Source organism: Paludisphaera sp. (assembly GCF_037189885.1).
Lineage (GTDB): Bacteria > Planctomycetota > Planctomycetia > Isosphaerales > Isosphaeraceae > Paludisphaera.
Genome location: NZ_JBBCIR010000021.1, coordinates 13,952 through 37,570, shown reverse-complemented (window position 1 = coordinate 37,570; position 23,619 = coordinate 13,952). Strand labels below are relative to the sequence as shown.

Sequence of the window (23,619 nt, the reverse complement as noted above, 5' to 3'; positions counted from 1 at the left end):
CCGTTCGACGGAGGCCGCCGCGGTCGGGCGTCGGCGCCCGCGTCGCCGCGCGGCCCGACCGTTCCGGCGCCGTCCTTCTATAACACAAGATCGCCGGCGAGGGGGCAGCCGGGCGCGGGGGCGTCACGACTTCTTCCGCCGCTTCGCCGCCTTCTTCATCTTGAGCTTGGCCTTCTTCTTTTTCTTCGAGGCCAGGCGTTCGGCCCGCTCCTCGGGCGTCCTGGGCGCCGGGGGGCGCGGGCCCCCGGGGCCGGCGGGGTGGGGGGCGGCCTCGGCGCGACGGGGCCGCTTCCCGGCGCGCCGGACCTCCGCGGCGGGGGTCGCGGCCGGGACCAGGTCCAGCTCGCGGCGGTCGACGTCCACGCGCGCCACGCGGACTTCCAGCCGGTCGCCAAGGCGATGCCGCGAGCCGCCGCGACGGCCGACCAGCGTGTGCGTCCCTTCCTCAAGGTAATAGAAATCGTCGGCCAGCGCGGTCACGTGCAGCAGGCCCTCGATGGGGAGTTCGACCAGGCGGCAGAAGAGTCCGAAATCCTCCACCCCCACCACGATCGCGTGGAACGCCTCTCCGACCTTCGTCTCCAGGTGCGTCAGCAGCTTCACGCGGATCAGCTCGCGCTCGGCGGTCTCGGCCCGTCGCTCGGTGCGGGTGCAGTGCTCCCCCAGCACGGCCAGCTCGTCCGCGTCGCTCCGGGGCTTCTTGCCCGCCAGGATGGCCGTGATCTGGCGATGGACCTGCAAGTCCGGGTAGCGGCGGATGGGCGAGGTGAAATGGCAGTAGTCGCCGCTCGCCAGGGCGTAATGGCCCTCGTGTTCGGGGGTGTAGGCCGCCTGCTTGAGGCTGCGCAGCAGGCCGTAGTGGACGGCGTATTCCTCGGGCTTCTCCTTGGCCTCGGCCAGGACGCGCTGGAGTTCGAACCGGCTCTGGGGCAGGTCGATGTCGAAGCCCAGGCTGCGGGCGAACTCGGCGAACTCGCCGAGCTTGTTCGGCTCGGGGTCGGGGTGGACGCGGCGGAGGAAGCCGGCGCCTTGCTCGGTCAGGTGGGACGCCGCCGCCTCGTTGGCGGCCAGCATGAATTCCTCGATCACCTGGTGGCTCTCGTCGTTGACGGCCAGGTGCGCTCCGGCGACCTTCCCCTGGTCGTCCAGGTCGATCTCGACTTCCGGCAGGCTCAGCTCCAGCGCCCCGCGGGCGAAGCGTCGCTTGCGGAGGATCATCGCCAGCTCCAGCATGTCGGCGACCATCTTCACGACCTCGGGCGCGACCCCCTCGTGCTCGGCGTCGGGGGCCCGCATGACCTCGAAGGCGCGCTCGTAGGCGAAGCGGTGGTCGACCTTGATGGCGGTGCGGGCGAATCGCTTGGCGGTGAGGACGCCTTCCGGGGTGAAGTCGAGCATCGCGCTGACGGTGTAGCGGGTGTGCCCGGCCTGGAGGCTGGCGAGGCTGTTGGAGAGGACCTCCGGCAGCATCGGGATGACGCGGTCGGGCAGGTAGACGCTGTTGCCGCGCTTGCGGGCGACGTCGTCGATCTCGGTGCCGGGGCGGACGAAGTGGGAGACGTCGGCGATGTGGACGCCCAGGCTCCAGTGGCCGTTCTCGTCGCGGGACAGGGAGATGGCGTCGTCGAAGTCGCGGGCGGTGGCCGGGTCGATCGTGACGGTCAGCAGCCCGCGCAGATCCTCGCGGCCGGAGACGTCCTCCTCGTGGAACGCCCTGGCCAACTCGCGAGCCTCGTGCAGGACGGATTCCGGGAAGACGTCGGGGATGTTGAACGCGCGGATGACCGTGAGCGTGTCCACCCCCGGCGCGCCTCGCTCGCCGAGGATCTCGGTGACGACCCCCTCCCCTTCCTGATAGGGCGTGGGGTAGCGGACCATCTCCAGGGCGACCTTGTCGCCGGGCTTGGCCCCCTTCGCGCCGGGGTCGCCGACGTAGATGAGGTCGTGGAAGGTGGTGCCGTCGACCTTGACGTAGCCGGCGCCCCCCTCCTCGCGGTAGGTGCCGACGAACGCGCCGCTGGCCCTGGCGACGATCTGGATGACGCGGCCCTCGTCGTTCATCCCCTCGCGTCGGGAGCGCTTGACGATCTTGACCGCCACCTCGTCGCCGCTGGAGGCGTCGCCGGCGGCCTCGGGCGGGATGTAGATCTGGTCGGTCCGCGACGGCTTGCCGTGCGGCCGGACGAAGCCGAACCCCTTCGCCGAGCGCCGGAACATCCCGATGATCGCGCCGGCGGTCTCGGGCTTCGAGAGCGTCTTGTCCGCGGCGACGTCCAGCTTCCCCTCGCGTACCAGCCGCTTGATCTCGGTCCGGAACGCGGGGTACTCCTCGGGATCGATCTGGAAGTGCCGCGACAGCGCCTTGAGCGTCTTCGGCTTGTACGAAGGCTCGGAAACGAGCTTGAGCACGCGGTCGGAATGGCTGGACATGCGACGGCCTCGGGACTGGCGCGGGACGATCTTGGCTATTACGGCAATGATACCACCCGCGGGCGGACCGGTTGCACGCGGGCCCTCGCTCGCATACAACGGGCCGAACCGGCGCGGTCGCCGATGAGCCACCCACCCCAGCGACAGACAGGACCAGGCGCATGATCGACGCGAGACGGACCATCCCCGCGTGCTTGCTGATCCTCGGGGCCGCGGCCCTCGCCCTCCCCCCGGCCTCCGCGAGCGAACTCCACGCCGGCGCGGCGAGCGCGAGCATCACCCCGGACCGCCCCGTCGCGCTCTCGGGCCAGATGCACACGCGGATCTCCAAGGGGGTCCGCGGCCCGCTCGTCGCCAACGCCCTGGCGCTGGAGTCGCGCGAGGGGGAGGAGGTTGTCGACCAGGCGATCCTGGTGGCGTGCGACGTGGTCTCGATCCCGAAGTCGATCCTATCCGAGGCCCGCGAACTCGTCGGGACGCGCATCCCCGGCTTCGACCCGAACAAGCTGATCCTCAGCGCGACCCACACCCACACGGCGCCCGTGATGGAGGAAGGGTTCTACGAGATCCCGAAGGAAGGCGTGATGCGGCCCGGCGAGTACGCGTCGTTCCTGACCGCGAGGATCGCCGACGCCGCGGTCGCCGCTTGGGAGGGACGCAAGCCGAGCAAGGTCGGCTGGGGCCTGGGGCACGCCTTCGTCGCCATCAACCGCCGCTCCGTCTACGCCGACGGCCGTTCCGTGATGTACGGCGCGACCAACCTCCCCGACTACCGCGGCGTCGAGGGCCCCGAGGACCACGGCATCGAGGTGCTGTTCGTCTGGGACGAAACCGGCAAGCTCGTCGCGACCGCCGTGAACGTCGCCTGCCCGTCGCAGGAGGTCGAGGGGGACTCGATGATCGACGCCGACTTCTGGCACGAGATCCGCGAGACCCTGAAGGCCCGCCACGGCGCCGACCTCGTCGTGCTGGGATGGAGCGGCGCGTCGGGCGACCAGTCGCCCCACCTGATGTACCGCAAGCGCGCCGAGGAACGCATGCGGGAGTTCCGTGGGCTCACGCGGCTGGAGGACATCGCCGCCCGGGTGGTCGCCGCCTGGGACGAGGCCCACGCGGGGGCGAAGAAGGAACAGGTCGCCGGCGCGACGCTCGTCCACAAGGTCGAATCGATCGACCTCCCCCCCCGGGTCGTCTCCGAGGCCGAGGCCGCCAGCGCCGCCGCGAACGTCGAGCGGCTGTCGAAGGACCCGGCGAACCGTCGGATCGTCCTCTGGCATCAGGAGGTCGTGGAGCGCCGCCAGAAGCAGGAGGCGGGCGACGCCAGGCCCTACCCCGTCGAGGTCCACTTCCTGCGCCTCGGCGACGTGGCGATCGCCACCAACCCGTTCGAGCTGTTCACCCAGTACGGCATCCAGATGAAGGCCCGGAGCAAGGCGCTCCAGACCTTCGTGATCCAGCTCGCCGGCCCCGGGACCTACCTCCCCACCGAGCCCGCCGTCCACGGCGGCGGCTACAGCGCCATCCCGGAGAGCAACCAGGTCGGCCCCGAAGGGGGCCAGGTCCTCAGCGACCGGACCGTGGAGGCCCTCAACGCCATGTGGCCGGAGTGAGGCAGGCCAGGTCGGGGGCTTCCGGGTCGCGGAAGCCCCCGCGCGTGTCGTCGCTCGCTTACATGCTTTGGAGGTCGCCGTCGCCGAACTCCAGGCCGCAGGCGAAGTGGAAGTTCTCGTCGGTCCCCTTCTCGTAGGGGTTCAGGTTCTTGGCGTGGTTCGTCGCCAGGAACGCCATGTCGTAGCCGTGCTGGTAGGCCAACACCTTCTGGCGGCGTCGGATCGCCTCGACGAGCGCCGCGTAGAAGCTGATCTTGGACTCCTCGGACACATGGACGCCCCTGTACTTCTCCTCCCAGGCGGCCTCGATAGTTTCGAGCGTCATGTTCAGGAGTTCTTCAACCTTGTCCATCCTCTGGGTCCTCCCGGATGATCGCGGCTAGAAGCGTCGGTCGTCGTGCGTGATGTCGTTGAGGTCGCGCCAGGGGCTCGGGTTCGGGGAGGCGCGGCCGCGGCGAAAGACCGCCCGAACCCGGTCACGATAGCATGGGTGTCCATGGGCCGCAAGCTCGCCTCGCGGGGGCGTGGGCGTGGCTCGAAAGCCCACCGAATCCGACCGACGGGGCCCGTCGTGCTCGGCTCACCCCCCGGCCGGTTCCACGCGGACGCTCCGCGCCTTGACGATCAGGGTGACGGCTCGCCCCGGCGCGACGCCCAGCGAGGCGGGGGTGGAGGCGAGGGTGCTGGCCAGCCACCGGGTCTCGCCGACTCGGACGACGACCTCGGCCTCGCGACCGTGGACGGCCACCGCCTCCACCCGGCCCTCGATCTGGTTGCGGGCGCTGAGGCCCGCGATGGGGCCGACGGCCAGCATGACCTCGTCGCCGGCCACCTCCACGTCCACGCGCGAGCCGGGGGGGAGCCCGACGGGCGCGACGATCAGCGACGGGCCGCCGTCGAGCGTCACGCGGGACCACTCGCCGTCCGGGGCGTGCTCGGCGACCGTCCCGCCGAAGGCATTGCGGATCCCTTCCATGTGCCGCAACGCCGATCGGTCCCCGGCCGAAGCCAGCACGTCGGCCGGGGAGCCCTCGGCGACGACCCGGCCGGCTTCCAGCAGGAATAGCCGCGTCCCCAGCGTGATCGCCTCGGCCGGGCTGTGCGTGACGTAGAGGATCGGGATCCCCTCGGCCCGACGCGCCCCTCGCAGGCGTTCCAGCAGCCGACGGCGGCCGGGCAGGTCCAGCGCCGAGACGGGCTCGTCGCACAACAGGAGCCGCGGCCGGGGCGCCAGCGCCCTCGCCAGGCCGACCCGCTGACGTTCGCCGCCCGACAGCGTCCCCACCGACCGCCCCAGCAGCGACGAGACCCCGCAGAGCGCCGCCACCTCCTCCACCCGGCGGGCCCGCTCCGATCGGCTCGCCCCCTTCAGGCCGAACCCCACGTTCCCCGCCACGTCCAGGTGGGGGAACAGCAGGTCATCCTGGAAGATCATGCCGACGCGGCGCTCGCGCAGGGGCGCGTCGATCCCGCGCGCGGCGTCGTATAGCGTCGCCCCGGCCAGGCTCACGCGGCCCCCGTCCGGCCGCTCCAGGCCGGCGATCAGCCGGAGGAGGGTCGACTTTCCCGCGCCCGAGGGGCCGAACAGGACGCCGATCTCGTCCCCCAGGCGAATCGTCGCGTCGACGGTCAGCCCGGCATGGACCCGCCGCGCGACGCGGGCGTCGAGGATCGTCGGCCGCTCGTCCACGCTCACGGTCGCGCCTCCCGACCGGGGAGGGTCCGTTGCGCGATGACGAGCGCCGCGACGGAGAGCGAGGAGACCCCGAGCGCGAGCCCCGCCGCGCGCCGCGAGTCGCCGACCTCCACGGCGTCGTAGATCGCCAGCGACGCCGTCTGGGTCAGGCCGGGGATGTCGCCGGCGACCATCATCGTCGCGCCGAAGTCCCCCAGCGCCCTGGCGAACGCGAGCACCAGCCCGGCGGCCAGCCCCCGCCACGCCAGCGGCAACGTGACGGCCAGGAAGACCGACGCCTCCCCCCTCCCCAGCAGCCGCGCGGCGTCTTCCAGCCGGGGGTCGACGGCCTCGAACGCGCCCCTCGCCGGCAGCAGGAACAGCGGGAACGCCGTCACCGCCGCCGCCAGCACGGCACCCGACCAGTGGAAAACCAACGCCACGCCCAGGGTCCGCTCCAGCCACTCCCCCAGCCACGCCCGACGGCCGACCACCTGGAGCAGCAAGTATCCCACCACAGTCGGCGGCAGCACCAGCGGGAGGGCGAGGACCCCGGCCGCCAATCCCTTGCCGGGGAACCGCAGCCTCGCCAGCGCCATCGCCGCCGGCACGCCGAGCGCCGCCACGCCGGCCGTCGCCGCCGTCGCGACCTTCAGCGAGAGCCAGAGCGGGCCGAGGTCGTCGAACACGCGCGGGGCCTCGGGTCAGGGGTGGACGGGGGAGAAGCCGTGCTCGGCCAGCACGCGCCGACCTGCCTCGCCCAGCAGGAAGCCGACGAACGCGCGGGCGCGGGCCTTCCTCGGCGACCGCGCCAGGATCCCCAACCCCTGGACGCGGGGCGGGTAGAGCGCGGGGTCGACCTCGATCACCTTCGACTTCGCCCCGGCGACCAGCGACCGGCTCACCAGCGCGGCGTCGGCGTTCCCCTCCTCGACGTGAAGGAACGCCCGCGCCACGGAACCGGCCGGGACGATCTTCGATCGCAACGGCCCCCACAGGCCGGCTTTCTCAAGCGCCGACCGCGCCGCCTTGCCGTAAGGGGCGACGTTCGGATCGGCGATGGCGATCTTGCGGATCTCGGGCCTCGCCAGGTCGGCGAGCGTCGCGACCGAGCCGGCAACGTCGGGGTGGACCGCCATCACGAGCGAGCCGCGCGCGTAGGCGACGACGGAGCCCGCCTCGACCTGGACCTCGCCTTCCAGGGCGCTCGGCAGGCTCAGGTCGGCGGAGAGGAAGACGTCGAACGGCGCGCCGCCGCGGATCTGTTCCGCCAGCTCGCCCGACGCGCCGAACGTCGGCGGCGCGACCGGGCCGTCGCGTTCGCCGTAGTCCTCCAGCAAGTCCGGCAGGGCGAACCGGAGGTCGGACGCCGCGGCGATCCGCAGCGGCCCGCGGGCGTCGGCGTCGCCGTCGCGCCCTCCCGAGCATCCCGCGAAGGTCGCCAGAGTGAGCATGATTATCAAGGCCGGCACCCGCCGCGTTCCTCGCTTCATCGCCGTCGATCGGCTCCAGGTCCCGGCCGCGGCCCGACCCTCGGGCGTGGCGACGGGGCCATTATACACGGGGCGTCGGAGGCCCGCGGGGTGGGTTCGTTCGCGCGCCGCGACTTTCCGGTGTTTGGGCGCAAGTGGTGTCACGGTAACGGATTGGCGTGATTGCGAGCTGGCTTCGTTCGTCGCTTTCGAAGAGGTCTTTCGTTCGACGCCCGTTATGGGAGCGTGAGACGTGCGTCCCCTCTCCCGGCGGGCTGACGATCCGACACTGATTTCGGCATGGACCCGAAGCAGGGAGCCGCCGCGAATCTCCCCCCTTCTCCCCTCGTGGGAGAAGGTGCCCCGGAGGGGCGGATGAGGGGGTCGGCGCGCGATCGAAGGCCGGCCAGGTCCCCCCTCATCCGGCCTTCGGCCACCTTCTCCCACCAGGGGAGAAGGGACGCTTGGCGACGGCAAGCGGTGGGCCGGGACGCCGTCCCATAAAGGTGTCGGGTCGTTAGCCCGGCGGGAAAGGGGACGGATTCGGACCCCACAACGGTCCTCCGCGATTCTCAACTGCTTCCGGATTGCCAAGGAACACCGCCATCGAACGCCAGCATGGTCCGCGGCGGGGCCGCCGTGATTTCAGGAATCTCGGAATTTCTCCCGGCTCGACCGTCCGTGGAAGGCCCGGCGCGGTCGCTGAGGTTGCGAGCGCGGGCGGAATCGGGTAGTAGGTGCATAGTCCCGCCCAGCGCCGAGACGGCCCGCCTCACTTGATCCCGCGACGGTCGGCACGAGACAATCGTGGTATCCGACGGCCCCGCGCGCCCTTGCGTGCGCGGCGGGGAGCGACCTCCGCGCCCGTCGTCGCCGACGGGGGACCGCGTCGCGAGCCGTCCCTTCTTCGAGGAAAGGCCCCGCCAAGGATGAAGACGGAACAGTTTCTCCAGCACCACGGCATCAAGGGCAATCCGTTCAGCGAGGAGGACGCCCAGACCGACACCGTCTTCAAAAGGCGGTGCCTCGCCACCATCCACCACCCCGCCTGGAGCAAGGTCTTCGGGCAGCCCGAGAACCCTTCCACCGCCCTGGTCTTCGGCGAGAAGGGGAGCGGCAAGACCGCCCTGCGGCTCCAGATGACCTCCGAGCTGGAGGACTACAACGAGGCCAACCCGTCGGATCGGGTCTTCGTCGTCTCCTACGACGACTTCAACCCCTACCTGGACAACTTCCGCTCCGCCATCAAGGCGAGCGACACGAACCAGGTCCTGAAGCGGTTCCAGCTCCAGGACCACATGGACGCGATCCTCTCGCTGGGCGTCACCCAGCTCGTGGACATGCTGACCTCCGAGAAGGTCGACCTCTCCGTCCTCAGCCTGGACCAGCGCCGCGACCTGCTCCTCCTGGCCGCGCTTTACGATTCCTCGACCGGCGAGCCGATCGAGCGCCGTTGGAGCCGGCTGCGACGTCGGTCGGGCTTCCGGTCGCTCTGGAGCCGGCGCGACCTGCAGATCGGCTTCGGGACGACGCTGGCGGTCGTCGCGCTGGTCTTCCTGTTCCCGAGCCTGCGGTCGTGGTCGCTGCTCCCCTGGCTGCTGGTCCCGCTGATCGCCGGCTGGGTCTACTGGCTCTGGCGGATCGCCCGCGCCGAGTGGTACTCGCGCGACATCCGCAAGGGGATCCGGGTGCTCAACCGCGACCCCTCCGCCCTGCGCTGGGAGCTTCTCTGGTTCCGGCCGACCGAGCTGGGGGGCCAGCCCATGCCCACGGCCTCGCGCGGCCGGGCCGAGGAGCGGTACGAGCTGCTCCGCAAGTTCCAGGGGGTGCTCAAGACGCTGGGCTACGGCGGCGGGATCGTCGTGCTGGTCGACCGCGTCGACGAGCCGGAGCAGGTCGAGGGGGATCCGCGCAAGATGCGGGCCCTGATCTGGCCGCTGCTGGACCACAAGTTCCTCCGCCACCCGGGCATCGGGGCCAAGCTGCTGCTGCCGATCGAGCTGGCCTACTACCTGGAGAAGGAGGACAAGGAGTTCTACGACCGCGCCCGGCCCGACAAGCTCAACATGATCAAGCCGTTGCGCTGGAGCGGCCCCTCGCTGTACGACCTGGCCAGCGACCGGCTCAAGGCATGCCAGATCAACCCCTCGGAGGACGGCGACGGCGTCCGGCTCCGCGAGTTCATCGATCCCGAGGTGGGCGACGACTACCTGAAGGAGTCGCTGGGGAACCTGCGCACCCCCCGGCACCTCTTCAAGTTCCTGCACCGGCTGATCGAGGAGCACTGCCACCGCCACACCGAGGACCAGCCCCGGTGGACGGTGGACTATGACACCTTCCGCACGACCTACGCCTCGTACATGCGCGACCTCGACGCCTTCGATCGCGGCTACGGCCACGGCTGACGGCGCCGACGCTCAGGCCGCCTCGGCCTCGCGCGACGACTCCCCGAGGGTCGTCGCCGTGGCGGGCGCGGCCGGGCGTCGCGGCAACTCGACCCGCCAGAGTCGGACCTCGTCCGGGGCGCTCGACGTGGCGAGCCAGCGGCCGTCCGCCGAGAAGTCGAGCGTCCGCACCCACCCCCGGGAGCCCTCGAGGATCCCCGACGGACGGCCGGTCGCCGGGTTCCAGAAGCGGGCGCCCAGGTCGGACCCGCACGACGCCAGGACCTCGCCGTCGCGCGAGAACGCCAGGGCGTGGACCTCGCCCGAGCCCCTCGCCCCGCGGCAGACGGCCCGCAACGACCCATCGGTCACGTCCCGGATCTCGATCCCGCCGTCGTCCGCGCCGACCCGGCTCAGCGCCAGGCTCAGGCCGTCGGGCGAGACGGCGAAGCTCAGCACGGGCAACTCGTCGTCATGCCCGGCGGGCGCGTCGGTCTCCCGACGCGAGGCGACGTCCCAGGCCTTGAGGCGGCCGTCGTAGCCCAGCGAGAAGAGGCGCGAGCCGTCGGCCGTGAACGCGAGCTTCCGGATCACGTCGCGATGGCCCATGAAGTCGGCCTCGACGCGGCTCGTCGCCACGTCCACCAGGTGGACCCCGTGGTCATACCCGCCGACCGCCAGCAGCGACCCGTCGGGCGAGAACGCCAGGGCGCGCGACACCCCGATCGAGCGGTGCTTGGGGCGGGTCACCTCCCCCCTCTCCCAATGCCAGAGCGCCAGGCCATCATTCCCGGCGACCGCGACGACCCGGCCGTCGGGGGAGATCGCCGAGGCGAACACCTCGGAATCGAAGGTGAGCCGGGCCAACTCCCGGCCCAGTTCCCCCCCCGGGCCTTCCAGGTCCCAGAGGCGCACCGTCCGATCCCAGCCCGAGCTGAGCAGCGTGCCGCCCTCGGAGGAGAACCGCAGCGAATCGATCAGCCCGGAGTGGCCGGCGAGCCGCGTGCCCCCCTTCCCCTCCTCCCCGGCCTCGGGCTCCTCCCCCACCATGGCCGCGCCGACCGCTAGCACGGCGACGAAGACCAGGAGCCCTCGCAAGGTGAAGATGGGCAGTCGGACCCCCCGAGCCTCGACGCGCGACCCTTCCCCCTGAAGCGTCCATCCGTCGAAGTCACCGTCCACCTCGCGTTGCATGCTATCCTCCTCGGCCGAGGGCCCCCTCGGCGCGTGCGCCGGCGTCGGGGCACGCTCGATCGGTCGACCCGCCCGGCGCGGGCCGCCTTTTCCATCCGCTGATTCAGAGGCGTTCAATGCCCCCGGCGGTTCGCGGGACAACTTCCGCGTACGCTCGGGTGCCTCGGCGAAGGTGCCGGCCCTCGCCCCTTCCTTGAGCCTAGGTCGCGTCCACGCGTCCTGGCCGGGCGTCAATATGGCGGAAATTCCAATTGACGCGGGCTGACTGCCAAAATGACACTAAGTCCGAAAGCTGGACTGCCAATCATCTCGGCGGCATGACGCTTGAATTATAGCGCGGCGATCAGCAAGTCAATGATTAGAAGCAACTTATGAAACCTATTATGGCTTGGCACGAGGCTCGCTAATGGGCCTAGATGAGAAGCCCGCCCGGTCCGGCGAGCTTCGATTCATCGAGGAGAGCAAGGAGAAAGCGATGTCGATTATGGTGCGAAATCGGATCCCGGCGGCGGTCAATGGCCTCGGTCGGCTCGACGCCCAGATGGACGCGCTCATGGGCCAGCTGTTCGGTGAGGGCGCCGAGGCGAGGGAGCAGCGGCGTGGGGCGGGGCCGATGCCGATGTCCCTGTGGAGCGACGAGGAGCGCTTCCATATCGAGGTCGACCTGCCGGGCGTGCGGGCCCAGGACGTGGACGTCTCGGTCCTGAAGGACGCGCTGACGATCAAGGCGGAGCGGGCGGTCGAGGAGGGGCGGAACTACGCCTACAACGGCCGGGCCTTCGGCCGGTTCGAGCGGTCCATCACGCTCCCCGAGTCGGTCGACGCGGACTCGATCGACGCCAGCCTGTCGAACGGGGTGCTCCGCCTGTCGCTGCGGAAGCGGCCGGAGGCCCAGGTCCGGAAGATCGAGGTCCGGCAGGATTGAGCGCGAATCGCGCGTGTCGCCCGGAGGCCGCCCCGATCGTCGGGGCGGCCGAGCGGGCCGTCAACCGGTCGACGAATGGTCGTCGAGGGCCGTCGCGGGCACGTCCCAGAAGCGGATCGAGCCGTCGCGGCCGCCGTAGGCCAGCCTCGCCCCGCCGTCGGTGAACAGGATGGTCTTGACCCACCCGATGTCCCCGGTCAGCTGGCCCCTCGGCGCCCCGGTGGCCGGGTTCCACAGGTTGATCATCCGATCGACCCCCGCCGCCGCCACCAGGCGATCGCCCGGCGAGAAGGCGACGGCGTTGTAGCCCTCGCCGGCGCCCAGCACGAACCTGGGCTTGCCGGTCTCCACGTCCCAGAGCGTGACGCCCCCGTCGTCGCCGAGCCAGCGCGCGGTCGCCAGGGTACGCCCGTCGCTCGAGAAGGCGAAGCAGTGGACGCGGCCCGCGTTCCGGTCCAGGGGAGACCGCGCGCCGGTCTTCGCGTCCCAGATCGCCAGCTCCCCGGCGAACGACGACGCCGCCACGAGGGAGCCGTCGGGGGAGAACTCGACGTCGTGGATCATGCCGGTCAGCCCCCGGAGCGAGGCCTTCTCCTCCAGCGAGGGCGCCGCGAGGAGCCGGATCGCGCCCCCCCTGCCGCCGACCGCCAGGGTCCGGGAGTCGGGGGAAAATGCCAGGTAGCGGCCGTCGGCGCCCGGCATCGAGGCGGCCGGCGTCCAGCCCTCCTCGCCGCATCGCCAGACCGTCAGGACGGCCGAGCCGCCCACGGCCAGGTATCGGCCGTCCGGGCTGGGTGCCACGGCATAGGGCTGCGAGCCGTGGGGCAGCTTGAGGATCTCCTCGCCCCAGCCCGGCCCCTTCGGCTCCAGATCCCAGAACCGAACCGTGCCGTCCCAGCCGGAGGAGATCAGCACGTCGCGATCGGGGGCCAGCGCCAGGGACTCCACCAGGTTCTCATGCCCCCCCACGGTGGTCTCGCGAGGCGAGGGCCGCGGGGGCTCCGCCTCCTGGCGGTGCGAGAGGATCGCGGCGACGACCCCCGCCCCCAGGATCAGCGCCGTCGACTCGCGAGTCAACCAGCGGAGACGTACTCGACCGCGACTCTCCTCGCCCGGCGCTCGATCGTCTAGCATCGCTCCGCGACCTCCCATCGGCGTGCCCGACCGATCCGCCCTCGTCGCGGGGACGGATCGCGGGCTCGCACGCTCGAATGTTCGGCGAGCCGCGAGGTTTCTTGCCTCGAAGCCGAGAATTTTCCGGGGAATTTCCGGCCTCCGCTCCGCGCCGAGGGGCCCCGAATCCAGTCGAATATCCGCGATCGGGGGCGTCGCGGATAATTCGAAAGGCGGGCCCGGCGGGCTTACCCTCCCTCCTCGGGCCTCTGATGGTAGAGCTTGAGATAGCTCTCGTAGCGTCCCGCGTGGATCCATCCCCAGTATACCGCGTCCTTCACGGCGCAGCGGCCTTCGTGGGTGTGCGAGCAGTCCGGGAACCGGCAGAGCGGGACGAACGGGCGGAACTCGACGAAGCAGCCCTCCAGCTCGCCGGGGAGCACGCCCCAGAGTTCGAACTGCCGCAGCCCGGGCGTGTCGACGACGTAGCCCCCGCCGTCCAGGCGGATCAGCTCGGCGGTGGTCGTGGTGTGCTTCCCCTTCGCCGTCCAGTCGGAGACCTCGCGGACGCGGAGGTTCAGCCCCGGCTGCAGGGCATTGAGGAGCGAACTCTTGCCGACGCCGCTCTGGCCCGAGATGGCCGTCACCCCCCGGCCCAGGAGCGACCGCAGGCGGTCGAGGCCCCGGCCGTCGGCCGCCGAGGTCAGCAGCGTCTCGTAGCCGAGCTGGGTGTAGAGGCCCACCACCCACTGATAAAGCGAGACGTCGACCAGGTCGGCCTTGTTGAGCACGATGACGGGGCGGACGCCGTTGAACTCGGCCGCGGCCAGGTAGCGGTCGATCAGGCTGATCTTCAGGCCCGGCTCCTCCAGGGCGGAGACGATGAAGACCGCGTCCACGTTGGCGGCGATGATGTGCCGACGCCCGCGATAGCCCCGGGTTACGACCCCCTTGCGGGGCTCGACGCGCTCGATGAAGCCCTCGGAGCCGGCGGAGTCCGGCGGGCGGAACCAGACGCGGTCGCCGGCGGCCACCACGTTCCGGCCGTCGATGGCCATGCTCTTGAGCAGCCGGCGCACGTGGCACGGGTACGTCCGGCCGTCCTCCGCCTCCACGATGTTCAGCAGGCCGTGCACCCGGACCACCCGGCCGGAGAGCCAGGTGGACTCGTCCACGGCGCGGCGCCCCGACGCCCCCTCGGCGGCGGCGCCCTCCCCCGCGCCGTCGCGGCCCTCGTCGGCGTCGGTCATGATCGTCCGCCGGCGCGACATCTCCCCCTTCGGGCGGACGCGCTCGCCGGAGGCCGACTCCGCCGAGGCGGGCTTCTCGTCCCCGAAGGCGCGCGTCAGGTCGTTGGCCCGCGCGCGCTTCTGGCGATTCTTCCTCAGATCGATCCGGACCTTCTTCTTCTTCGCCAAGGGGGGCCTTCATTTCCGGCGGGGGGGAGGCGTGGGGGCCGGGCTCAGCGCGAGTGCAGCGGCCGACGGCCGGCCGCCTTGTCGCTCCCGGGGGCCGTGGACTCCCGGAAGACCTGCTGGGCCCGCTTCAAGTTCGCGACGTGCAGGATCGCCAGGGCCTTCCCCTGGCTCGACGTCGACGAGACGTAGGCGTAATCGACGTTGATGTGCTCCTCGGCCAGCTTCTCCAGGACGCCGGCGAGCGCCCCGGTGCGGTTGTCGATCTGGATGGAGAGCACCTCGGCGACGGTGGATTCCGTCCCCAGCCCGGTGAGGATCCGCCTCGTCGCGTCCGGGTCGGCCGTGACCAGCCTCAGGACGCTGGGGCCGTCCGACTCCATGACGCTGATCGCCAGGATGTCCACCTTCTCCTGGGCGAGCGCGGAGCAGATCTTCGCCAGGCGGCCCGGCTTGTTCTCCAGACGCGCGGTGATCTCGCTGACCATTTCCATCGTGCATCCTCCACCATCGTGAGGGGTCTGGCGGGCGACGTGGCCACGATCATCGATGGGGCGGCACGTTGCGCGCCGCCCCGGCGGATTCGCGTCAACGGCGGGGCGGCGGCGCGATCGGGTTCACCGAGCCCGGCTGCCCGGGGACTCCGCCCGACTGCCCCGGCTGCCCGGGAATCCCCGGCTGACCCGGCGGGACGAGCTGGCCCTGCTGCCCCGGCTGGCCGGCGGGGGCGGCGGCCTCGGCCTCGGCGGCCTTGGCAGCGGCGGCGGCGCGGGCCGAGGCGAGCATCGGCGTCAGCAGCGCGGGGAGGAAGCCCCTGGAGCCCACCAGGGCCAGGGCGTCCGGGAACGAGCCCCGGGTGACGATCCGGATGGAGTCGTCCTCGACCGACACGATGGTGGTCGACGGGAACATCATGGCCTTGAGTTCCTCGGCGTCCGGGAGATTCGCGGGGTCGACCCGCACCTGGATCGCGGCGAAGGGGGAGCCGGCCTGGGCGTTCGGCTGCCCCTGGGAGCCGGGTCCCCCCGGCCCGCCGGAGCCCATCATCATCATGCTGCTGGAGTTCGGGGGCGACCCGGCGGAGTCGGACCCGCGGCCCGACATCCCGCCGAACGACCTGTTCGCGCTGGAGCTGGAGCCGGCCATGGCGGGGGACAGCCCCCCCGGGCCGGCGCCGAAGCCGGGCGACCCCGGCTGATTCGCCGCGGCCTGGGGGTTCATCATGGCCTCGCTGGCGGCGAGGGCCGTGTTGACGCCGGACTGGATCGCCCCCGGGAGCCCGGCGAGGGCCGTCGAGGTCGCCTCGCGGAAGTCGCCGTAGAAAAGGAGGATCGTCGAGTCCGGGGCCCGGCCGATGGCCTGGGCGATCTCCTCGCCGGGGGTCCAGTCCTTGTCGCGGAGCTGCTCCACCGCCACGCGGGCGGCCTCGGAGGAGGTGGAGATCGCCAGGTGCTTGCCGTCCAGGCGGACGCTGGGGCGGAAGCCGGCCGGCAGCTTGAGCGGCGAGGCGGTCGGGATGTTCAGCATGTAGGTGCGATTCGTCGCCGCCCCGGTGCTGGTCAGCAGGCGGAACTCGGGGACGAGATCCTCGTCGCGCTTGCGGTCCTTTCGGTCGGGCTCGGCCTGGCCGCCGGGGCCGGCGGGCCCAATGGCGAGCCCGGCGCCCGGGCCGCCGGGCTTCGCTTCCTGGGCCTCCTTGGCCGCGGCGATCCAGTCGGCGGAGGCCGCCTTGAGCTGGGCGTTGACCTCCTGCATCACGGCCTCCAGGGCCCGGCTGAACTTCGCCGGGTCGGCCACCTCGGCCACGACGACGGGCCGGGGCATCTGGGGGCCCATCGCGGAGAGGAGGGCCATCGGGTCGGCCATGTTCGGGGCCGCCGGCTGGTCGCCGGTCGCCGCCGACGTGCCCGGCGCGATGTAGGCGACGACGCGCGGGCCGATGTTGCCCAGGAAGTCGGCCTCGAAGTCCGACCGGCCGCGAGTCCGGACGCCCTCGACCATCGCGTCGTATCGCGCCCTGGCCTCGGGGGAGCCCTGGAACATCCCGGAGATCAGCGACGCCCAGCGCTCCGGCTTCAGCGAAATCGAGACGAAGTGCTCCACGCCGTCGGGGAGCGGGAGCACGTTCTTGGCCTCGAACGACGGGTCGTCCAGGAACGCCAGCGCCCCCTGGCGGGGCTTGGCGGCGACGATGCGGGTGGCGCCCACCAGGGCCTCGTCCTGGAAGCCCCAGCGGTACTCGATCCGCTGGATCCCGGAGTCGGCCGGGGGCGTCGCCGGCGAGCCGGGGAGCTTCACGTCGGTCTTGGCGTCGAGGAAGAACTTCAGCGCGGGCGTCAGGCCGGCGTCGGGCTGGGCGACGGCCGTCACCGTCTCGTGGCCGACGGCGCTCTCGACCTTGCCGTCGACGCTGGCGAGGCAGGCGTCGGCGTCGGACGGCCGGGCCAGGGCGATGCCGATGTCGCCCCCCTCGGCCCACCAGGCCCAACCCTCGTCGGCCGGCTTGCCGTCGCCGGGGGGGGGCACGATCACGACCGACCGCGTCCCCTTGCGCTCCAGGCGATGCTTGCTGGCCGGGTCCATGAACGAGACGACGAGCCGGCCGAGGAGGCTCTTCTCCTCCTTCGTGGCCGCCCCTCGGAGGATCAGGACGCCGCGGAAGCCCTTGGGGGCGGAGGGGTCGGCGTGGAACGCGGCGACGAACCCCTTGCGCGCCAGGTGCTTCACGATGGCCACGCCGTCGGCGCCGTTGATCTTGCGGTTCGGCAGCCAGGTCGAGGCGCGGTCCAGCAGCGAGACGCCGACCTGTTCGAGCATCGCGCCCAGCGAGGTGTCGTTGAGCATGCGATGCGCGGCGGTCTGGCGCCAGGCGTCGTCGTGGGCGTCGAGGCCGTCGAACTCGACGAACGCGATCAGCCTCTCCCGGGCGGCGAAAGCCGGGCCTGGCGGGGGCGCGGGCGCCGCGGCGGGGGCGTCGGCCGCCTCCTGGGCCGTCGCGACGGTCGGCGGGAGCGACCCGAGGAGCCCCGCGGCCGTCAGGGCCAGGGCGATCGGGCGGAGGGGGGCGATCGGGGATGCTGGCACGGGGCGATCCTCGTCAAGTGGCCGATGTGCGGGCGCGTGGCCGCGCCCCGGTCCCCCTCGCGGCCCTCGCCGACGGGCGCTCTCGGGACCGGATCAACCATCATCGTATGGCGGCCGCCCGCCCGCGCCAACAACCCGCCCGCAGAGCATCCTGAGCGGCCGGCCGCGCCCACGCCGAGCGACGGCAACATCGCGGGGACGCCCCGGGCTCGCCGAGTCCAACCCGTCGCGACTCCCCCCCGCAGTTGGCTTCGTTCGTCGTCGCGCGATCGCCGCGGTTTACGCGCAACACTCATGACATCATCACATTGAGTCGAAATCGAGTTGGCTTCGTTCGTCGTTTTCGAATCGATTTCTCGATCGTCCGCGACGGACGGCGGCGGCGATCTCGCGGACGGAGGACGGGGCTGGTTGGTCGAGGGCCGGGGCGTGGTCGCGCCCTGATCGAAGGCGGCGCGCGTGGCCTGGCGGCCTCGCTTGGCGTTTTACCGAATCCGAGATGTCAAGGAACGGGGCCACGATCACCCTTAAACAGTCCGCGGGGGGGATCGGGGATTTCATGTTCTCGATTATACTTTCGAGTTTGGAGTCCCGCGCGACGGCCTGGTTCGGCGAGGGCATGACCCTCGATCGCGAGAAAATGGCGGATCGAGATCGCGTCGACCTCGCGGCGACCCCATCGGCGGAGCGCTCTCGAATTTTCGGCGGCCGATCCGCTACAATCGCCGCCTTTGGATCCCGCCCCTCCAGCCCGAGACCGCCCCCGTGAGCGAATCGCCGCGCGTCGCCGAGATCGTCCGCAAGACCAGCGAGACCGACATCCGCCTCTCCCTGGCGCTCGACGGCCAGGGCCGCTCGGACGTCGCCACCGGGATCGGCTTCCTCGACCACATGCTGACGGCGTTCGCCCGGCACTCGCTCATTGACCTGGCCGTCACCTGCCAGGGCGACCTGCACATCGACGACCACCACTCGACCGAGGACGTCGGCATCTGCCTGGGCATGGCGCTCGACAGGGCGCTGGGGGACAAGGCCGGCATCCGCCGCTACGGCCACTGCGTCCTGCCGATGGACGAAACCCTGGTCACCTGCGCCGTCGACCTGGGGGGCCGCCCCTACTGGGTCTGGAACGCGCCGATGCCCGCCCCTAAGATCGGCGGGTTCGACAGCGAGCTGGTCGCCGACTTCTGGCACGCCGTCGCCACCCACGGCCGGATGAACCTCCACGTCCTGCTCCACTACGGCCGGAACACCCACCACATCGCCGAGGCCATCTTCAAGGCGGCCGCCCGCGCCATCCGCGACGCCGTCGAGCACGACCCCCGCACCGACGCCGTCCCCTCGACCAAGGGGTCGATCTGATCTGATCCGATTCCGAACCAGCCCGAGCCCAAGACAACCGCAACGACGCCAGCGACGGAGGGAACCGTGAGCACGAGCGACGCGACGGCGGAGAGGCCGAGGAAGTCCGCGGCCGGGACCATCGTGAACCTGGCGCTGATCGCGCTGGCGTTCGGGCTGCTAGCCCTGGTGGTCCACCAGAACCGCGACAAGATCCGCGAGGTCATGGCCGGCAGGCCCGACTATCGCCTGCTGCTGGCCGGGATCGTCATCTTCCAGGTCAGCGTGATGCTGACGTTCGTCCGCTGGTACGCCCTGGTGCGGGTGATCGAGCCCCGGTTCGCGCTGCGGTCGACGTTCCTGCTGGGGTTCATCGGCTACGTCTTCAACCTGGTGATCCCCGGCGCGGTGGGGGGAGACCTCATCAAGGCGGCGTACCTGGTGCGGATGCGGATCCGCAAGACGCAGGCCGTGGCGTCGATGGTCATCGACCGGATCATGGGGCTGCTCGGGCTGTTCGTGCTGGCGTCGGTCGCCGGGGTCGTCGCGTGGGGGATGGCGACGCCCGTGGTGCAACGGCTGATCGTCGCGGCGTGGATCGCCACGGCCGCGGGGTTCGTGCTGCTGGCCTGCGTCTTCGGCCGGGTCTTCACGCGGGTCTTCGGCTTCAATCCGGCCCCGCACTCCAAGCTGGGGACCGTCACGGCCGAGCTGAACGCCATGGCGACGACGTACCGATCGCGGCTGGACGTGGTGGCGCTGTCGCTGGGGCTGTCGATCCTGGGGCACTCGCTGAACGTCTTCGCGTTCTACCTGATGGGGAGGATGCTGTTCCCCGCCATGGCGACCACGCTGGGCCAGCACTTCCTGATGGGCCCGCTCACCCTGTTCACGATGGCCGTGCCGCTGCCGTTCGGGGCTCTCGGGCTGAGCGAGGGCGTCGCCGACCAACTCCTGGGGCTCGTCGGGCACCCGAGCGGGGCGCTGGCGATGATGGCGTTCCGCATCCTGATGTTCTGCTGCGGCCTCACCGGCGCGATCGTCTACCTCGCCAACCTGCGCGAGGCGCGGGGCCTGACCGCCGCCGCCCAGGAGATCGAGCAGGAGCTGATCGAGGGCGAGATCGCCGACGAGGCCCCGGCGACGGCGTAGCTTCCGGGCAGGCTCGGCCGCCCGTCGATCGTCGCTGGCCCGAGGCGTGGCTTGCCGTTAGGCTATGCCACGCGGGGCCCCCGGGCAGGGCCCGCCCCGCCGCGCCGCCGCGGCGGCGGCCCGCGCGTCGACGGTCGCAGAGGAGGAATGCATGAAGAGCCTGATCTGCGGCGCTGGCATGGCCGCGCTGGTGCTTGCCCTCGCCGCTGTCGCCCCGACGAACGCCTCGGCCGACGATCCGGCCGACGTTGGCACCATCATGACGAAGCTGTTCGCGGGCAAGAACTCCCCGAACAACGCGCTCAAGGCCGCGGCCAAGAGCGACTCGCCCGACTGGGCCAAGGTCAAGGAGGCGTCCGAGGTCTTCTCGAAGTTCGCCCCCGACCTCGCCCGGAACGAGCCCCCCCAGGGAGACAAGGATTCGTGGGAGCGGCTCGCGAAGGCGCTGGCCGACCACGCCGCCGCGCTCAGGGACGTGGCCGACAAGCAGGACGCCGACCAGCTCAAGGCGACGGTGAAGGCCCTTGGATCCTCGTGCAAGGCCTGCCACGACGTCCACCGGCCCGAGTGAGCCCCCCATGACCCCCCCCGTCGCCGCCCGACGCCGCGCGGCGACGGCCCCCCCGACCCTCGCGGACGACCCACGATGCAGCACCCGTTGATCTCCCTGAAGGCCGCGAGCTTCACCGACAGCGTCATCCGGGGCATGTCGATCGAGGCCCGCCGCCACGGCGCCGTCAACCTGGCCCAGGGGATGCCGGACTTCCCCGCCCCCCAGGTCCTGAAGGACGCCGCCTGCCGCGCCATCCAGGACGACGTGAACCAATACGCGATCACCTGGGGCGCCCACGAGCTTCGCCACGCCATCGCCGAGCACGCCGCCTGGCACCTCAAGCTGGACGTCGACCCGGAGCGGGAGATCACGGTCACCTGCGGCAGCACCGAGGCCATGCTCGTGGCGCTGCTGTCGATCATCAACCCGGGCGACGAGGTCATCCTCTCGCAGCCGTTCTACGAGAACTACTGGCCCGACTGCATGCTCGCCGGGGCCACCCCCCGGTTCGTCCCGGTCCGCCCCCCCGACTGGAAGTTCGACCCCGACGAGCTGGCCGCCGCGTTCAACGACAAGACCAAGGCGATCGTCCTCTGCAACCCCACGAACCCCACCGGCGCGGTCTTCACGCGCGAGGAGCTGGAGACCATCGCGGCGCTCTGCCGCAAGTGGGACGTGATCGCGATCACCGACGAGATCTATGAGCACATCCTGTTCGACGGCCGCGAGCACGTCGCGCTCGCCGCGCTCGACGGCATGCAGGAGCGCTCGGTGACGGTGAGCGGGATGTCGAAGACGTACGCCGTGACCGGCTGGCGCGTCGGCACGATCCTGGCCCCGCCGGAGATGACCCGGGCGTTCCGCCAGGTCCACGACTTCGTCTCCATCGGCGCGGCGGCCCCGCTCCAGGAGGCCGGCGCGGTGGCGTATCGGCTCCCCCGCTCGTACTACGACGAGCTGGCCGCCGGCTACCAGGCCCGCCGCGACCGCTTCTGCAAGTCGCTCTGGGAGGTCGGCTTCGAGTTCGAGGCGCCGCAGGGGGCGTACTACGTCATGGCCGGCATCGGCGCGTTCGCCGCCGGCGACGACGTCGCCTTCGCCGGCAAGCTGGTCCGCGAGATCGGCGTGGCCGTGGTCCCCGGCTCCAGCTTCTTCCGCGACAAGGAACTCGGCCGCCCCTACGTCCGCTTCTGCTTCTGCAAGAAGGACGAGACGCTCGACGAGGCCGCCCGGCGGCTGAGGGCGTTGCGGGTCATCGTTTAAGGGACTCCAGCAGGCCTCATGGAATTGCCCTGGCTGACGTGGGGTTAGACTCAAGAAGTGGGGTTTCGGGAAGATTTAGTGTTTGTAAGTTGCTGCGTACGATGCGGTATCAATCGGCTACTTCAACGATAACTCGTCATGCATGCGCAAGTCTTGCTGCATAGTCTTAGAGGCCCTCTCAAAGTTGACTCTGAGCGGCTGATTCAAGCCACCGGCGACCAAGTTTGAGAGGGCATCTTAGGGCGGGAACGCGTCCCAGGCAGCCATAGGGGAGAGCCAGTGTTTAAGGGATTCCGGCTACGTGACGCCTTGTTTTGGATCTTGAGTTTGATTGGCTTGCTGACAGTGTTTCAGTACTCGTCGTACGCGTATGTGCATGTCCTGGGCATGCTTTCTGGGTGGCCTGGGCGATTATTGATGTCTGTTTTGATTTTCATGGTTGCCGTTGTGTTGTTTTGCGTTCGAGAGGCCGATCGGCTCCGGTATGCATTGCTGGAATTGACGTTCGCTTTACTCTCGATCTGGTATTCCGTTTCGACTTTGACGAGCGATCCCAGGCAGTGGCCAGTGGCAGTCGGGGCAATGTATCTAATTGTCCGTAGTCTGGATAATTTGAAAGAAGGACATAAGCGACGACTTGTCGAGTGGCGCCGCAAGGGGATGAACAGCACGCCGAGAGAGCGGAAGGCGTTTCTGGCCGCGGTGTTCCACGGGGTACGGTTCAACGGGAGGGTTGCGATTATGGCTGCCAAAAGGCTGGGCAAGACCCAGCAGGAGGTATACGACGAGCTCGCGTCAAGCATGCCGGCCTTCGCCACCAAGCAGGCCAAGGAGACTAACTACGATACCGCGCAGACACAGTTGTATGTCGATGCCCACCGCAAGGCTTATGAGTCACTAGCCGAGGAGTTCGGCCTCAGCTCGGACTCCACGACCAACTTGCGACACCCTCCGACATAACCCTCGATTACGATGGCGTTGTGATTCAGCATGTGAACGTGGCTCCTAGCGCTCAGGGTCATCGTCTAACCGCCCGGCTTCGAAATGACGCGGCCCCGGGGGATGCCCGGGGCGGGTCGGGAGGACGATCGATCGGGCGGGCCGGCGATCAGGCGCGGGCCTTCATCCGGCGGCGGGCGAAGGCCAGGGCCGAGGCGACGCCGATGCCCATCATGGCGATCGAGGTGGGCTCGGGGACGGCGCCGGCGATGTCGCGGAGGGGGGTCGTGGCGAAGCCCGCGGTCGCGGTGGCGATGCCGGTGGTCTTGTCGATGGTGTACCACTGGCCGGTGCTGGCGCTGTGGCCCAGCAGCGTGGAGCCCACGAAGGCGATCTGGTAGAGCGTCGACGTGGTCGTGATCCGGTTCCAGGTGGTCGAGCTGGAGAGATCCAGCGAGAAGAAGCCCGCGTTCGTCGAGCCGTACATGACGCCCTGGGCGTCGAAGGCGATGTCCCCGAAGCCGAGATTCACGGTGTTGCCGGTGATGTCGGCGATCTTGGCGGCGACCCCGGTGTTGCCCGTGAGCGTCACCCGGTAGAGGTCGTCCGTCCCCTCGCGGATGTACCAGTAGGCCCCGTTGTGGAAGGTGGCGTTGGAGGATTCGCCGGCCAGGATCAGGTCGTTCACGCCGCCGCTGTTCTTGATCGTCGTGACGGCGTTGGTGGAGAGGTCCAGGGAGTAGAGGTCGCCGCCCGTCGAGGGCTGGCGGAATAGCAGCCGGCCGCCGGCCAGGTCGAGGGCCACGCCGTTGCCGGTGGTCGCGGCCGGGTTTGGGGTGTACAGCACGTTCTCGGCGTGCGGGGCCGTCGTGTCCACCTGGAGGATCCGGCCGCTGTTGTCGATCCCGTAGACGGTGCCGGCCGAGGCCGCGCCGCCGCCGATCCCGAACGCCGCGGCCATGGCCAGGCCCATCATCGTGCGTCGCATCATACTGGTTCGTCCCTCTCGCGAGTTCCAGGCTTCCCGATCGTCCTTCGGTCGTCGAGTCGTGGAGGCGGCCCGACGCCT

General features: G+C 70.6%; 19 protein-coding genes. 8 read left to right on the top strand and 11 right to left on the bottom strand.

Annotated elements, in window-relative coordinates:
• Positions 1-123 precede the first annotated feature (123 nt).
• Positions 124-2,430: a ribonuclease R gene (rnr, locus tag WG209_RS08380; protein ID WP_337174580.1), complete on the bottom strand. Its 2,307-nt coding sequence runs from the start codon at positions 2,428-2,430 to the stop codon at positions 124-126.
• A 161-nt stretch (positions 2,431-2,591) separates the two neighbouring features.
• On the opposite strand from rnr, the gene WG209_RS08375 reads away from it, so the two are divergent.
• On the top strand, positions 2,592-4,040 hold the full coding sequence (locus tag WG209_RS08375) for a hypothetical protein (RefSeq protein ID WP_337174579.1): 1,449 nt from the start codon (positions 2,592-2,594) through the stop codon (positions 4,038-4,040).
• A 58-nt stretch (positions 4,041-4,098) separates the two neighbouring features.
• Here WG209_RS08375 and WG209_RS08370 read toward each other — a convergent pair whose 3' ends face one another.
• The 4 genes from WG209_RS08370 to modA form a co-directional block, all read right to left on the bottom strand.
• Positions 4,099-4,392, bottom strand: a complete 294-nt coding sequence (locus WG209_RS08370) for a hypothetical protein (RefSeq protein ID WP_337174578.1) — start codon at positions 4,390-4,392, stop codon at positions 4,099-4,101.
• A 228-nt stretch (positions 4,393-4,620) separates the two neighbouring features.
• Complete coding sequence (locus WG209_RS08365; protein ID WP_337174577.1) at positions 4,621-5,736, bottom strand: ATP-binding cassette domain-containing protein; 1,116 nt, start codon at positions 5,734-5,736, stop codon at positions 4,621-4,623.
• On the bottom strand, positions 5,733-6,404 hold the full coding sequence (gene modB / locus WG209_RS08360; protein WP_337174576.1) for a molybdate ABC transporter permease subunit: 672 nt from the start codon (positions 6,402-6,404) through the stop codon (positions 5,733-5,735). The genes WG209_RS08365 and modB overlap by 4 nt, the downstream gene beginning before the upstream one ends.
• Before the next feature lie 15 nt (positions 6,405-6,419).
• Entirely contained in the window at positions 6,420-7,208 is a 789-nt protein-coding gene (modA, locus tag WG209_RS08355; RefSeq protein ID WP_337174575.1) for a molybdate ABC transporter substrate-binding protein, read from the bottom strand.
• A gap of 908 nt (positions 7,209-8,116) precedes the next feature.
• Here modA and WG209_RS08350 point away from each other — a divergent pair.
• Positions 8,117-9,592: a hypothetical protein gene (locus tag WG209_RS08350; RefSeq protein WP_337174574.1), complete on the top strand. Its 1,476-nt coding sequence runs from the start codon at positions 8,117-8,119 to the stop codon at positions 9,590-9,592.
• Between the two features lie 12 nt (positions 9,593-9,604).
• Here the strand turns inward: WG209_RS08350 and WG209_RS08345 are convergent, their stop codons facing one another.
• On the bottom strand, positions 9,605-10,765 hold the full coding sequence (locus WG209_RS08345) for a WD40 repeat domain-containing protein (RefSeq protein ID WP_337174573.1): 1,161 nt from the start codon (positions 10,763-10,765) through the stop codon (positions 9,605-9,607).
• Positions 10,766-11,240: 475 nt separating this feature from the next.
• On the opposite strand from WG209_RS08345, the gene WG209_RS08340 reads away from it, so the two are divergent.
• Complete coding sequence (locus WG209_RS08340) at positions 11,241-11,690, top strand: Hsp20/alpha crystallin family protein (protein WP_337174572.1); 450 nt, start codon at positions 11,241-11,243, stop codon at positions 11,688-11,690.
• Positions 11,691-11,750: 60 nt separating this feature from the next.
• Here WG209_RS08340 and WG209_RS08335 read toward each other — a convergent pair whose 3' ends face one another.
• The 4 genes from WG209_RS08335 to WG209_RS08320 form a co-directional block, all read right to left on the bottom strand.
• Positions 11,751-12,824: a WD40 repeat domain-containing protein gene (locus WG209_RS08335; RefSeq protein ID WP_337174571.1), complete on the bottom strand. Its 1,074-nt coding sequence runs from the start codon at positions 12,822-12,824 to the stop codon at positions 11,751-11,753.
• 227 nt (positions 12,825-13,051) lie between these two features.
• A complete protein-coding gene (gene rsgA / locus WG209_RS08330; RefSeq protein WP_337174570.1) occupies positions 13,052-14,221 on the bottom strand; it encodes a ribosome small subunit-dependent GTPase A in 1,170 nt (389 codons plus the stop codon).
• A 44-nt stretch (positions 14,222-14,265) separates the two neighbouring features.
• Positions 14,266-14,712, bottom strand: a complete 447-nt coding sequence (locus WG209_RS08325) for an ACT domain-containing protein (RefSeq protein ID WP_337174569.1) — start codon at positions 14,710-14,712, stop codon at positions 14,266-14,268.
• Positions 14,713-14,806: 94 nt separating this feature from the next.
• The gene (locus tag WG209_RS08320) at positions 14,807-17,302 is read right to left on the bottom strand and encodes a hypothetical protein (RefSeq protein WP_337174568.1); all 2,496 of its coding nucleotides are present in this window, start codon (positions 17,300-17,302) and stop codon (positions 14,807-14,809) included.
• Positions 17,303-18,067: 765 nt separating this feature from the next.
• Between WG209_RS08320 and hisB the strand changes: the two genes are divergently transcribed.
• The 5 genes from hisB to WG209_RS08295 all read left to right on the top strand — a co-directional run bounded on the left by hisB (position 18,068) and on the right by WG209_RS08295 (position 22,571).
• The gene (gene hisB / locus WG209_RS08315; RefSeq protein WP_337174567.1) at positions 18,068-18,664 is read left to right on the top strand and encodes an imidazoleglycerol-phosphate dehydratase HisB; all 597 of its coding nucleotides are present in this window, start codon (positions 18,068-18,070) and stop codon (positions 18,662-18,664) included.
• A gap of 66 nt (positions 18,665-18,730) precedes the next feature.
• Positions 18,731-19,795 (top strand): lysylphosphatidylglycerol synthase transmembrane domain-containing protein, encoded by a 1,065-nt coding sequence (locus tag WG209_RS08310; protein ID WP_337174566.1) that lies wholly within the window; start codon positions 18,731-18,733, stop codon positions 19,793-19,795.
• A 151-nt stretch (positions 19,796-19,946) separates the two neighbouring features.
• Positions 19,947-20,366: a cytochrome c gene (locus tag WG209_RS08305; RefSeq protein ID WP_337174565.1), complete on the top strand. Its 420-nt coding sequence runs from the start codon at positions 19,947-19,949 to the stop codon at positions 20,364-20,366.
• Between the two features lie 75 nt (positions 20,367-20,441).
• Positions 20,442-21,611: an aminotransferase class I/II-fold pyridoxal phosphate-dependent enzyme gene (locus tag WG209_RS08300; protein WP_337174564.1), complete on the top strand. Its 1,170-nt coding sequence runs from the start codon at positions 20,442-20,444 to the stop codon at positions 21,609-21,611.
• 279 nt (positions 21,612-21,890) lie between these two features.
• Complete coding sequence (locus WG209_RS08295) at positions 21,891-22,571, top strand: hypothetical protein (protein WP_337174563.1); 681 nt, start codon at positions 21,891-21,893, stop codon at positions 22,569-22,571.
• Positions 22,572-22,719: 148 nt separating this feature from the next.
• On the opposite strand, the gene WG209_RS08290 is transcribed toward WG209_RS08295, so the two are convergent.
• On the bottom strand, positions 22,720-23,541 hold the full coding sequence (locus tag WG209_RS08290) for a PEP-CTERM sorting domain-containing protein (RefSeq protein ID WP_337174562.1): 822 nt from the start codon (positions 23,539-23,541) through the stop codon (positions 22,720-22,722).
• Positions 23,542-23,619 lie beyond the last annotated feature (78 nt).

Coding starts and splice junctions, on each gene's coding strand:
- WG209_RS08305 (WP_337174565.1), top strand. CDS start 19,947: ATGAAGAGCCTGATCTGCGGCGCTGGCATGGCCGCGCTGGTGCTTGCC.
- WG209_RS08350 (WP_337174574.1), top strand. CDS start 8,117: ATGAAGACGGAACAGTTTCTCCAGCACCACGGCATCAAGGGCAATCCG.
- WG209_RS08335 (WP_337174571.1), bottom strand. CDS start 12,824: ATGCTAGACGATCGAGCGCCGGGCGAGGAGAGTCGCGGTCGAGTACGT.
- modA (WP_337174575.1), bottom strand. CDS start 7,208: ATGAAGCGAGGAACGCGGCGGGTGCCGGCCTTGATAATCATGCTCACT.
- WG209_RS08375 (WP_337174579.1), top strand. CDS start 2,592: ATGATCGACGCGAGACGGACCATCCCCGCGTGCTTGCTGATCCTCGGG.
- WG209_RS08340 (WP_337174572.1), top strand. CDS start 11,241: ATGTCGATTATGGTGCGAAATCGGATCCCGGCGGCGGTCAATGGCCTC.
- rnr (WP_337174580.1), bottom strand. CDS start 2,430: ATGTCCAGCCATTCCGACCGCGTGCTCAAGCTCGTTTCCGAGCCTTCG.
- WG209_RS08300 (WP_337174564.1), top strand. CDS start 20,442: ATGCAGCACCCGTTGATCTCCCTGAAGGCCGCGAGCTTCACCGACAGC.
- WG209_RS08290 (WP_337174562.1), bottom strand. CDS start 23,541: ATGATGCGACGCACGATGATGGGCCTGGCCATGGCCGCGGCGTTCGGG.
- WG209_RS08345 (WP_337174573.1), bottom strand. CDS start 10,765: ATGCAACGCGAGGTGGACGGTGACTTCGACGGATGGACGCTTCAGGGG.
- WG209_RS08370 (WP_337174578.1), bottom strand. CDS start 4,392: ATGGACAAGGTTGAAGAACTCCTGAACATGACGCTCGAAACTATCGAG.
- WG209_RS08325 (WP_337174569.1), bottom strand. CDS start 14,712: ATGGAAATGGTCAGCGAGATCACCGCGCGTCTGGAGAACAAGCCGGGC.